Origin of the sequence: Nostoc sp. CHAB 5715 (assembly GCF_020829685.1) — a bacterium.
In the GTDB taxonomy this organism is placed as follows: Bacteria; Cyanobacteriota; Cyanobacteriia; order Cyanobacteriales; family Nostocaceae; genus Nostoc.
On record NZ_JAIVFR010000111.1, the window covers coordinates 1 to 11208 of the forward strand.

Annotated in this window: 15 protein-coding genes and 4 pseudogenes; 15 read left to right on the top strand and 4 right to left on the bottom strand. The window is 43.3% G+C overall.

All coding sequences use genetic code 11. From position 1 onward, the window contains the following. Positions 1 to 66 precede the first annotated feature (66 nt). The 6 genes from LC574_RS08580 to LC574_RS08605 all read left to right on the top strand — a co-directional run bounded on the left by LC574_RS08580 (position 67) and on the right by LC574_RS08605 (position 4049). Positions 67 to 282, top strand: coding sequence for an IS1 family transposase (locus tag LC574_RS08580; protein ID WP_368736676.1), 216 nt, complete (start codon positions 67 to 69; stop codon positions 280 to 282). Between the two features lie 258 nt (positions 283 to 540). Continuing rightward, positions 541 to 1548 carry a PEP-CTERM sorting domain-containing protein gene (locus LC574_RS08585; RefSeq protein ID WP_229452900.1) on the top strand — a complete coding sequence of 336 codons (1008 nt, stop codon included), beginning with the start codon at positions 541 to 543 and terminating at the stop codon, positions 1546 to 1548. 57 nt (positions 1549 to 1605) lie between these two features. After that, positions 1606 to 2634, top strand: a complete 1029-nt coding sequence (locus LC574_RS08590; protein ID WP_229452902.1) for a hypothetical protein — start codon at positions 1606 to 1608, stop codon at positions 2632 to 2634. Between the two features lie 416 nt (positions 2635 to 3050). Next, a complete protein-coding gene (locus tag LC574_RS08595) occupies positions 3051 to 3458 on the top strand; it encodes a hypothetical protein (protein WP_229452904.1) in 408 nt (135 codons plus the stop codon). Between the two features lie 56 nt (positions 3459 to 3514). Then, positions 3515 to 3811, top strand: a complete 297-nt coding sequence (locus LC574_RS08600) for an HNH endonuclease (protein WP_229452906.1) — start codon at positions 3515 to 3517, stop codon at positions 3809 to 3811. Positions 3812 to 3818: 7 nt separating this feature from the next. Next, a complete protein-coding gene (locus LC574_RS08605; protein WP_229452908.1) occupies positions 3819 to 4049 on the top strand; it encodes a hypothetical protein in 231 nt (76 codons plus the stop codon). A 140-nt stretch (positions 4050 to 4189) separates the two neighbouring features. On the opposite strand, the gene LC574_RS08610 is transcribed toward LC574_RS08605, so the two are convergent. Then, positions 4190 to 4399, bottom strand: coding sequence for a hypothetical protein (locus LC574_RS08610; RefSeq protein ID WP_229452909.1), 210 nt, complete (start codon positions 4397 to 4399; stop codon positions 4190 to 4192). Positions 4400 to 4496: 97 nt separating this feature from the next. Next, complete coding sequence (locus LC574_RS08615) at positions 4497 to 4730, bottom strand: helix-turn-helix domain-containing protein (RefSeq protein ID WP_229452911.1); 234 nt, start codon at positions 4728 to 4730, stop codon at positions 4497 to 4499. 147 nt (positions 4731 to 4877) lie between these two features. Between LC574_RS08615 and LC574_RS08620 the strand changes: the two genes are divergently transcribed. The 5 genes and pseudogenes from LC574_RS08620 to LC574_RS08640 all read left to right on the top strand — a co-directional run bounded on the left by LC574_RS08620 (position 4878) and on the right by LC574_RS08640 (position 6963). Further along, complete coding sequence (locus LC574_RS08620; protein ID WP_229452912.1) at positions 4878 to 5261, top strand: antibiotic biosynthesis monooxygenase; 384 nt, start codon at positions 4878 to 4880, stop codon at positions 5259 to 5261. A gap of 15 nt (positions 5262 to 5276) precedes the next feature. Further along, positions 5277 to 5417, top strand: a pseudogene (locus LC574_RS08625) (SDR family NAD(P)-dependent oxidoreductase); the annotation flags it as partial. A 463-nt stretch (positions 5418 to 5880) separates the two neighbouring features. Continuing rightward, entirely contained in the window at positions 5881 to 6093 is a 213-nt protein-coding gene (locus LC574_RS08630) for a hypothetical protein (RefSeq protein WP_229452913.1), read from the top strand. Between the two features lie 76 nt (positions 6094 to 6169). Then, positions 6170 to 6352, top strand: a complete 183-nt coding sequence (locus LC574_RS08635) for a hypothetical protein (protein WP_229452915.1) — start codon at positions 6170 to 6172, stop codon at positions 6350 to 6352. A 380-nt stretch (positions 6353 to 6732) separates the two neighbouring features. Then, positions 6733 to 6963, top strand: a complete 231-nt coding sequence (locus LC574_RS08640) for a hypothetical protein (protein WP_229452917.1) — start codon at positions 6733 to 6735, stop codon at positions 6961 to 6963. A gap of 283 nt (positions 6964 to 7246) precedes the next feature. On the opposite strand, the gene LC574_RS08645 is transcribed toward LC574_RS08640, so the two are convergent. Continuing rightward, the gene (locus tag LC574_RS08645) at positions 7247 to 7480 is read right to left on the bottom strand and encodes a hypothetical protein (protein WP_229452918.1); all 234 of its coding nucleotides are present in this window, start codon (positions 7478 to 7480) and stop codon (positions 7247 to 7249) included. Between LC574_RS08645 and LC574_RS08650 the strand changes: the two genes are divergently transcribed. Then, on the top strand, positions 7479 to 7811 hold the full coding sequence (locus LC574_RS08650; RefSeq protein WP_229452919.1) for a hypothetical protein: 333 nt from the start codon (positions 7479 to 7481) through the stop codon (positions 7809 to 7811). The two genes, LC574_RS08645 and LC574_RS08650, sit on opposite strands and share 2 nt — an antisense overlap. Beyond that, positions 7811 to 8593, top strand: a complete 783-nt coding sequence (locus tag LC574_RS08655; protein ID WP_229452921.1) for a metal-dependent hydrolase — start codon at positions 7811 to 7813, stop codon at positions 8591 to 8593. Before LC574_RS08650 ends, LC574_RS08655 begins: the two co-directional genes overlap by 1 nt. A gap of 142 nt (positions 8594 to 8735) precedes the next feature. Here LC574_RS08655 and LC574_RS08660 read toward each other — a convergent pair. Further along, positions 8736 to 9422 (bottom strand): annotated as a pseudogene (locus LC574_RS08660) (IS1634 family transposase); the annotation flags it as partial. Between the two features lie 253 nt (positions 9423 to 9675). Here LC574_RS08660 and LC574_RS08665 point away from each other — a divergent pair. After that, positions 9676 to 9804 (top strand): annotated as a pseudogene (locus LC574_RS08665) (IS4 family transposase); the annotation flags it as partial. Between the two features lie 103 nt (positions 9805 to 9907). Further along, a pseudogene (locus tag LC574_RS08670) lies at positions 9908 to 10522 on the top strand (group II intron reverse transcriptase); the annotation flags it as partial. Positions 10523 to 11208 lie beyond the last annotated feature (686 nt).

Below are 11208 nucleotides of genomic sequence, written 5' to 3' on the forward strand. Positions count from 1 at the left end.
ACCAATTAAGCGCTGTGTTTGTTTAGGATTATCTTCAATGTGGTTCAGTATATCGCTCATATTTCTGTGTCAAAAAAGCTCTCTGCTGTTCTTTTACCACAGAATGTTACTATTTTGGAGATGTCTACTAGGGTTGAAGGCGAGAATACCCGCTTGCGCCATTACTTGGCAAGACTACACCGAAAAACACTCTGCTATTCTAAATCCGTGGATATGCTTAAACATTCAATTCGATTACTACTTCATTATTTAAAGTATCGTGAAATACCCGTGTTTCTCTGATTCATCCCGCATTTATGCAACGCCGATGGGCTGTACCATCCGGTGAAATAACAATTTTTGTAGTGTATATGTACTAATAAGATGTGTTGTATGAGGGGGGAGGCGATTGACAGAGAAGATTTTTTTTAAGTAGAGAATTAATTAGCAGTAATTAACACTAATTAATTCTTCATCTTAACTTTACAAATAAAGTCAAGCAAAAAACCTATTTTTAATAGTATGTCATGTTAACAACATTACACTATTGGATTTTTACTTATGAACCACTTTTGTCGAAAAATTGCATCAACTGTCCAGCGTTTAAACAATCTGCAAGCATTCAGTCTAGGACTAGCAACACTAACAGTGGCGCTAACGGGAGGAACTGCTGTTGCTGGTTCCTTTTCTTTTCCTACTTTCGATCCTTCTAATCCATTTGACCCAGGGGTTCCAGGATTTGTTGGCCTAGATGGCCCTGGTAAAGTTACTCCAAATAACTTTGTCAACCCAATTTTTGTGGGTTTTGCAACAGAAGTTAAAGATTACTCGCCAGCACCAGGTGTAGTACCAAGCTTTTCAAATCCGGCAAAAGCTTTGGGTGCAGTGACGGCTCAATTTGATGATGTCGTTTCTTTGGGCGAACTCACTACTGACCAACTTGATGGTGGAGTAGCCCCTGGTCAGATTACTCTGGGCTTCGATTCCATAATTCGCAATGGGACTGGTGCTGATTTTGCTGTATTTGAAAATGGCTTCGAGTTTTCGGGAGGGACTTTTGCAGAATTGGCTTATGTGGAAGTTTCTACCGATGGCATTAACTTTGCCCGTTTTCCTAGTACTTCTCTAACCCCAAACCCAGTGGGTTCCTTTGGAGTCGTTGATTCAACCGACATTTTTAACCTAGCAGGTAAACATGTCAATAATGCTTTTGTTGACAACATTACGGGCGAAGTAATTAGTGATTCTTTCGGTACTCCCTTTGACTTAGAAACTTTAAACACTGATTCATTAGTAACCAGTGGATTATTAAACCTCAATCAGATTAATTTTGTTCGACTTGTGGATATTCCAGGTCGTGGTGATTTTCTAGATGCTTCTGGTCGTCCAATTTTTGACCCTTACCAAACCTCACCAGGTGGTGGTGGGTTTGACTTGGAAGCCATTGGGGTAATCAATGCCACACAAGTTCCCGAACCGTCAACTCTTTTCGGCACTTGTGCAGTTATAGGATTAGGAGCTTGGCTAAAAAAGCAAAAGAAGAATCCTGGCTCGACCAATAATGTCTAGCGTACAACTGCTCATACCACTCAACATATAAACCAAACTTGTAAAGAGAAGATAAAAATGATGCTCCGCAATTTATTCCGAATGCTAAGTCTAGCAACTGTAACCATAGAGGTACTTTTCTCACCTGTCTCAAAGGCCTTGGCACAGAATGTAACTCTGCCGCCTCCGGAATCTGGGTCGTTTTCTACAGCATTTGACTTTATTCCTGATGGCAGATTAGTCATTTTTACTGGTACTGAGGTCAGAATCCAGAGACAGAAGGATAGCTCAAACTTTGACCTGATAGGAAATCTTCCACCTGAGTTTCGTGGTGGCAGTGACCCTGCCTTTGTCGCCACTGGTCTGGGTGGAAGCTTTTTCATTCTGGGTACAGGAGCGGGAGGTTCTAAATTCCCTAATCAGCCGTTTAACGGCAGTATCTTTCTCTTACCCAGGACTGGTGGTCAAGCAAAGTCGGTAGCACTAATCCCGTTTCATGCTGCTGCCGACTTTCGGCGTCCACGAGAGCTATTCATCAATCGAGGTGAGGCGAGTTTCTCACGCTCTGCCGTTGAACGCTTTGACCTGAAAACTAAGAAAGTTCGGACTGTCATTGATAACATTCCTGGTGCTTCATCTGGAGTGGGGGTTGACCGTCACGGTAACATTTATACCGGAATTGGTCTTGATCCAAATGGAGCGCGGACAGGAGAAATTCGGCGTTTCTCGCGCACGGACATTAATCAAGCAATCCAAACACAAGTGCCACTCAATTTTGATAGTGACGGTGTGTTTGTAGCCAAAGTCTTAAGCGCTGGTAATCTTCTCTTTGATCAACAAGGTGATCTTTGGGTCGGGGGTGGTGACATAGCTGGCGGCGGGCAACAGGGTTTTATTGCTGAGATTGATCCGCAAACAGGTACAGTGCTTCGACGCATAGATCCTACTGACGGCAACCCAGACGCCGGGACAACAACTTTCTTCGGTCTTGCAATTAGCAAACCTTTTTCTTGCACAATTGGGGCAGTAAATTCCTTTGACCCAAACAGAACATTCTTCAAGATTGACGCATGTCAGAAAAAGTTACCGTGGAATAAAAATGAGTAACTCTCTATAAATGCGCGAGTGTTGAAGTTCCAGATTATTGCTTGGATTGTCAAAATGCGCGGCTATTCTGGCAAATAACAAACCTCACAATATTGCTATGCATTTTGACAATCTTTTTGTGATGTATATTGACATCGAGTTCGGTCGAGGGGGAGTATTATCTCCCGCCCCTCCCCTGCGCGAACCGGACGTGCGCGTTTTCCGTACATAGAGTCAAACTGGAAACACTCAATTTTTCTATACTCAATACGGCTTAAAGCTTAACCGAACCGTATTGCTAGTGTCCAGCCATTGGTTCTCAACATCCCCAACACCGTAGTCACTGAGTGGCAATGGCTAGTCACAGAGATTGATTAATCAACAAATAGTCCCCGTAGTGGGGTTTAATGAGAAAGCATTCAACATAAGAATGAGCAATGTTGAATACTCCGACCACTCTCAGCAACTCAGAACTAATTGATCTGTGGCTGCACGGTAAGAGCAAAAACACCGTTGACGGCTACCGCCGCTATGCCGAGCGGTTTTTTTCTCATGTCAACAAACCCGCTTCTGATTGCACCCTCATGTATTTTCAATTGTGGGTGATGACACTAAGTAGTTCTGATAATTCTAAGCGGGTGGCAGTGGGAGCGATAAAGAGTCTATTTTCCTTTGCTAAACAGTTGGGGGTAGTATCGGCTAATTTGGGAATACTGGTTAAGTCACCCAAGGCTCATAACCGATTGGCAGAACGAATTCTTACTCAAGAGGAAGTACAATTACTGATAAATTCCACGAGAAACGAGCGCGATCGCCTAATCGCCTATATGAATGAATTTGGTTAAGCTTTCGTACTGCTATTCATATTACAATTGGTCAAGCCTCAGTTGCATTACAAGCAATGACGTTTACCCATTCTCTGTACCCAGACAATTGGTCAGAACTTGCCACTGCAATTAAGCAACAAGCCCAATGGCGTTGTCAAAAGTGCGGTTTACAATGTATTCCCCCAGGTGAAAACACATCAGATTTAACACGCTCAAAACGTAGAGTGTACACGCTACAGGTACACCATTGGGACAGAAATCCAGCAAATAACCACAGAGGCAACCTTATAGCTCTGTGCAGTGGATGTCATCTTTATTACCATCAAGGTGGTAAATCTAATGTCTCGCCAGGGCAGTTGTCTTTGTGGTAAGTAAGTTATGGACGATGATACTCAAGAACTAATCGCAATTCAGCAAGAACTAGAGCAAATTAGCGATCGCCTGAGAAAGATTTTTAGGCAAACTCATCCGCAATTTGACAGCGTGTTTGAAGACCTGGGTGCAGCTGGATATTATATGCGTGAGGCTGGTTATCGTCTGGAATCAGTTCTTAAAACTGTGCAAGGTGATAGCGAGGTTCGAGCGTCTGGAGAAACTGAAATTGAGTAAAGCTTCAAAAAACTCGCACCCTGTACCCCCTCAACTCCCCTTACCTATCCACTCTCGCCCCGCTTTTGGTGCGTCAATACATTAACACGCCAACGCTCTTGAGAGTTTTGCTGTTATAACTACGTTGATGTTGTGATGTGTTAACACGTCAAAGTATACAATAAAGGATATAACAAAGGCGATCGCAGCTTCTTGGCGGGAGAGCGATCGCTTCCCCATTTTCTTAGAGGATGAAGTGCGATCGCGTGTCTTGGCCAATGAGCGATCGCTCTATTACCAAAAAACCCAGTAATGAGTTTAGTTGTACCGTGAGAATCTGGAATGGAGACTACACGGTTGGACTGAAGCACCTCAAATCTTACAATTACTTATCTGCCGAGTGTGAACAGATGCAATCCTTGGCGATCGCCTTGGTCGAGTGTATTCCGATTCGCTCTTTGGAGACAGTCAAAAATCTGTTGCAGTTGTTGGGGAAACTGAACCGTCCTTATGCCGATTGTTTCGGCTCAAATGCGCTTCTCCCCAATCACAAAGCGCGTGCAAGACGGGTTCCAAGTTCCGACCATAATCGGTGAACGAATATTCCACCTTGGGAGGAACTTCGGAATAAACCGTTCGAGCTACGATGTTATCGCTTTCTAATTCGCGTAATTGTTGAATCAACACGAAGGCGATCGCCATTCAGGTCGATGTGCGAAAGCTGGAAGACGTTCTTTTAGGCTGGATAAGGATTTCAGGTCTAAATTTGTGTAATTAATTTTGTCTTACTACTTAATACGACCAAAGCATCAGGAAGATCAACGTTCTGTAAACTTTATAAGGAAAATCATGACTACAAAATCAACTGTTCTGGTTGTCAGTTCTACCGGAATGCTGGGTTCTAAGATTGTCGCTGCTCTACTCGACAAAGGCAACATTAATGTTTTGGCAATGGTGCGATCGAGCAACGACAGTAATGAAGAAAATCGCCAAAAAATTGACGAAATGAAAGCGAAGGGTGCAGTGATCGTCGAAGGCTTTATATCCGCTAGCTATCACAAAAGCTTGGATGGAACTAAAGTCGTGAACTATGCCCAATGGAAATCTCAAGCCGATTGGCAGGCATTCACTCAAGATCCGCAGGGTGCCGCTTTAGGCGAAAAAATCAAACAGGTCGGCATCAAAGCAAGTGAGGCTAGTTCCTATCAAGTTCAGCGCGTGATTGAAGCGTAGCGAGGCAGTCCTAGTATGGCAGCTTTAACAGGAAAAGTGGCGATCGTCACGGGTTCATCTCGCGGCATTGGGCGTGGCATTGCCGAACGACTGGGACGCGATGGCGCATCAGTTGTGGTCAATTACTCTGGTAGTGAACAGGAAGCCAATGACGTTACGTTTTGACACACGCTAGTTTTGCAGAATCCGATCGCGTATTGCCTGATAATCAGTTACAGATATTTTGTTATGTAACTTCTCCTTTGTATCCATCTGTAACTTGCTCTGTAACTCTTGCCTAACAGCTGACAATTCCGCCGTCAGGCTGTCAACTTTCCCAGTGCTTCTGCTAACAATTCCTCCTTTCTCTGTAACTCATTCTGTAAGCTGACCACTTCTGCTGTTAATTTCTCCACAGACTCTGGCTTGGTTACAGATTTTATCTGTGTAACTTTCTTTTTAGGAGTGGGATTGCTCAGTTGGTAGGCGATGCCTTCTAACTTGGTTATAGATAAATCTTCACCTCGCCCTATATAGCATTTTCTAAGAACACCGCTTTGTTTTCTGTAACCTGATTGTGTGTATCAAAATTAAATATATTGCTGTGTGATCGACAATTGCTGTTTACAAGTTTTCTTCGTTGAGTAGAGAGGAAGTGGAAGCGATGCTGGGACTAAATTTAGAGGAAACGAGGGTTTATCGGGAAGCGAAAGCCGAGGGTGAAGAAAAAATATTGAAAGCAGCTGTGCCACTGTTACTAAAAACAGGGATGAGTATAGAACAGATTGCTCAACAACTCAATGTTGACGTAGAAGCTGTGAGACTTGCTGCACAGCAGAAGACGGATGAGTAAGCGCACCGGAGATTGGCGTTTACAAGTTTTCTTTCGTTTTACGGTGAAGACATGGAATTTATGCTCTTACTGAACATTGAAGAAACACGAATCTACCGAGACTTGGAACGTCAAACCTTTCTTAAAAGCAGCAAACGGCGACAGTAGTACGTCATCAAATCCGGCTACTGAAAATCAGCAAGCAGTTAAAGCTAGCAGCGAAGCTGAAGAAACACCTGTAAAGAGTACGAGGGGTAAGAGCAAAAATCAAAGTTCGTAATTGGACTGAGGTGTTCAGAAAATACAAACTAGAGAAGAGAAAATGATTAGTTATGTAGAGTTAAAAATCCTGGGATGGTTAAAATATCAAGCTCGTCAAAAAAGGTATCAAATGTCACTTGAAGCAGGGCATTTTGTTGATAGAGCCAAGCTACCTTGAGTGGTGTGATCGCGGCTGCTCTCAACTAACAATTTTTCTTAGAGGAAAAGGGCGATTGCGGATTGGGGGTGCGATCGCCAAATCGTTGGCATTGCCACTCCAAGAGTTGGCATTTACAAGCGAGGATAATCGGGATATTCAGTGAATTCAGCGTTGTTAACGCTACTGATGACATACTGTCCGGGAGCAACTGGCGATCACTATCGCTCCTCATCAAAAGCTTGTATAGAAGCGATGCCTACGGCGGTAAACTACGCTGCTGCTCTCAACTGACAATTTTCTTAGAGGAAAAGGGCGATGGCTGTTTGGGGGTGCGATCGCCTTTGCTTTTGAGTCTAGAAAAAGTGATTCTTCCAGAACAGAACCAGAACCACAGGCTCTCCTCAAAGAGTGAGGGAAGAGATCAGTTTCTTAGAGGAAAAGGCGACCCAGTGCGTAGTTTACCGCCGTAGGCATCGCCTTTTGATTTCTGACCTAAGTTGCCCATCTAAGTTGTTGTGGAGTTTTGACGAGTATCACCACCTCCTATAGAAACTTTGTCAACTTGGCTTAACTGTTATTCCCAGCAATAATGTTCCCGAAAAATTTTTTTTCAAACATCAAGTCCGCCAAAGGGTAAAACCCCATAATTTAAGGCGAAAAAGGTACGCAAAAAGGCGATCGCAGTCATTACAACCGGATCACCTCATAAATCCTTATTTACTTAAATCCTGTATTGCTGTATCAATTACTGCATTACTCTTCTACGTTCTGAAGCGCTTCATTGAAAGCGGCGGGAAACTCCATCCCCTCGTGGGTGGAGAGGGATAGCCGCCCCGCCGCTTTGGGCATTGGGCATTGGGCATTGGTAACTTCTTCCCCATGCCCCATGCTGCTCTTGGCAACAGACCCACCGCGCAGCGACATTTTTATAAACATCCCCCGAATTGAACTCAAACCCCTGCCAGAGTATGCAATTCGAGAAATCATGATCCAGTCCGCGGCCCAAAGAGCGATCGCACTTAAACCCTCAGAATTATCTAAAATCCAGGAAAGAGCCGGGGGTAATCCCATGCTGGCGGCGCGGGCTGTAGATGAGGAATATTTGGGGCTAGAGATGGAGGGAGCCGATCATAGGCGTTACTTCGACATCACACCCTTGATACTCTTGGCAGGAATTGCCTTTATAGTTATGCGCTTCATTGGCTTGGGAACAAATGACCAAGCACTTTATATATTTGGAGGTATCGCGGCTGCTGTCTTTCTGGGGATTTCTCGCCTACTGTACAACCTACCACCAGAAGACAGGAGGATACGGTAATGCTGGGAATTTCGCACCTATTAATTAGCGGCACGGCTACCAGCCTACTGCTCGGAACTGCTAGCCCTACGATCATCGCGGTGGGTGCGATCGCAGGTCTTCTCCCAGATATCGACATCAGCACCAGTCCCGCCGGACGTGTTCTACCGTGGATAAGTTCGTTTTTTGAGAGCAGGATGCCTCACCGCAGCTGCACTCATAGTTTGGTTGCCAGTGGTGCGATCGCAATTGCCGGTTACACCGCAGCGCTGTTTAATCCCAGTTTCCTCAATCTCGCTCATGCCCTAAGCGTGGGCTATTTCTTTGGTTGGTTTGCCGACATTTTCACCAGGGGCGGGGTGGAGATGTTCTGGCCTTCCCCGGTGCGGTGTGTCTGTCCTGGTAATCGTAATCTTCGGCTAAGAACTGGCAGCAATGCCGAGTACTTTATTTTGATATTGCTGATTGCGATCGCTCTATTGACCTTCAGCGTAAATAACTCAGGAGGAATCCTAACCCAATTCAACAGGTTAATCGCTTCCCCTTCTGGCGTACAGCACATTTTTAATGAATCTGGCAGTACCCACCTAATCAAAGCCAACATCAAAGGGGTAAGGACGGGCGATCGCTCTAAGATAAACGGGCAATATCTAATTATCCAGGTGCAGGGAACAGGGTTTTTAGTCCAAAGTGACGACGAGCGGATATTCGAGCGTGTTGTCGATGACGTTTTCTACCGTGTAAACCCGGAAACGGGTGAACGGGAGGACGTACTTTATCCCACATTCCGCACTTCAAGTTGAAGTATAAATAGATTACAGTCAAGAAAAAAGCAAAAAATCAGGATAATTAAGAAAACAAAACTAAATTAATCTACGGCGTGAAGAGAAATAATCAAATATTTTATATTTGACTTATAAAATAGCACTAAAAATTGGAGTGACTATATAATGCGCTATCGCAGACCATAATACTATCAAAATTTATTTGTTTTTTAAACTCTACTAATATTTGACCAAATACGGCTTTATCCGCCTCATTCCCATCTCCAGCTCTCATTAATAACGGTATGTCTCCATCACTACTTGTTATTAAATCTAATACACATTGTTTTAAGTCTGGTCTATGGTCACGAGAATATCCTTTTGTTATAATTATTGGTCTTTCTCTAATTTTTTCTTCTTCTTTATCTTTATTTTCATCACTTTTATATTCTCCATGTAGATGAAATGATGTGGCATCCAAATGTGAATATTTTGTATCTATATTAAAATTTTTAATCACTGATAAGACAATTTATCTAAATAGGTTATTCAATCCATATTTATATAATTTATCCATGACTCTTCCAATTTTATCGTCATTTATATATTCACTTTTTACACCTTCTTCTAATAATATTTCGATTCCTTTATCTGGAAAAAACTGACTAAATAAATATAAAGGTCTTGATACAAATCCTAATCCATTAATTAAAATAGCTTTCACTAATATTCCCGCTGCAACCTTCTCACGAGGGTCTATCCCTAATTTAGAATTAATTATTTCAACTATTCCTATTTCATCAATTAGCCCAGCTACTATTCCTAGATGATCGATATTTTTAATTTCTGCAATTGAAGTTGGAGACATTTTTTCTCTCTAAAATATTTTTGAGTTTTTTTGATTGTCTCACGAGTGGTATCTAAGTAATTTGGCACGATAAACGATAAAACAATGTATATTGAGTTTTCTAAAAAGCTTGAAACTAAGTATTCATAGTCTAGGCAATTCTCTGTATAGTTTGTAACTCTCAAATCCTGCACAATACTGAGGAGCGGAAAGCTTATGAGTATTTTTATTTACTCGCACCAGAGAGTTCTCGCGTAGCATTTTATGCTACATAGCGATCGCTCGTTTAGGGGGTTACTTGGAACATCGGCGTAATACACCTATTGGTATCCAGGTACTGTGGCGGGGCTGGTTAAAATTGCACGACCTGTGTGAGGGTTGGCAGCTTGCTAGAGAGACTTAACGGGAAAAGTCAGAATGAAGAATCTATGGGACTATCCCCAGCGATCGCTTGCAAACTGCCATGTACTCTGCGATTTCTTGCGGGGATTGGGCTAAAGCAAACGACAGATGGGTTTGACTTCCTCGGCTGGAACTTCAAAGTTCAGAGCAACGGAAAGTTTAGAAGCACTCCATCAGTGGGTAATTTTAAAGCCTTCCGCAAGAAAGTAAAAACTATCGTCAACAACTTGAATTATGGTGCTAAGGTCAAAGCTGAAAAATTAGCCCCCTTAGTTAGAGGATGGCGGAACTACCACTGCTACTGCAAGATGAACGGGTCAAGGTTCTCACTTTGGTTCCTAAGTCACAGAGCATACACGGTATTCAACAAGGAAGCCAAGAATGACCGCTATTCAAGTAAAAAACTTGTAGATAAGGCATTCCCACCAGTTCCCTTCTCCGAAAACAGACACGTCATGGTAGCAGGTGAAAAATCGCCCTATGACGGAGATTTGACTTACTGGAGTGCGCGTAACAGCAAGCTCTACGACAGTCACACCTCTAAAGCCCTCAAAAAGCAAAGCCATAAATGTGCATCCTGCGGTATGAAGTTCACTGGTGACGAACGGGTTAACCTGCACCACATCGATGGAAATCATGCCAACTGGAAGACAAATAACCTCGAAGCATTACATGAGTCATGCCACGACTACAAGCACATGAGCAAAAGCGCAAGCTAAGAACATCGGGAGCCGTGTGCAGTGAAAGTTGCAAGCACGGTTCTAACAGAGAGGTGCGCGGGATAAGCGCGACCTGAAAGGTCGTTTAGTGCGGGAAGCCCACTTCCCTAGAGGATTCACACCCTCTACCCTTGTGTAAAAGGACTCTCATGAGTTCGGTCACGCCCAAGTAGGTAACGAAAAAGGCGGAGTGCAGACCACAAACGTAGCCGAAACTGGTAGCCGAAACTGGTTTTGGAGCTAAAGGGAGTTCTCCCAAGATGAACGAACGTGAATTGACGATTAAACTGCGTCATCGCACAAAGAGCCAAATAAGGCTGAAAGGCTCTAACCAAAAGGTAAGTGGGTAGATTTATAGCTTTATCTTCTATGAATCGTGTGAATAAAATCCCCACCGCAGAAAAGTCAACATCTAAAGGAGAACATACACTAAACGATATAACAGGGTAAGCCCTATAGAGTCTATAGGATGTCGATACCAATAGTAAGCCAACCGCAAGGAAAGCATAATCCTCTGGAGGGTAAAGGATGGAGTAAAAAGCAAAAGCTCGTTTGTAATGAACGAGATAGGGGTTCAAACTTTGCCCCTGACCGAAAGGAATAGCAGACTTACTCTGGGTCTTATGAGAAAGAGAAACTCACAAAGAAACTTAATTCAAGGACAAGTTAGATGTTGACTTTTCTGC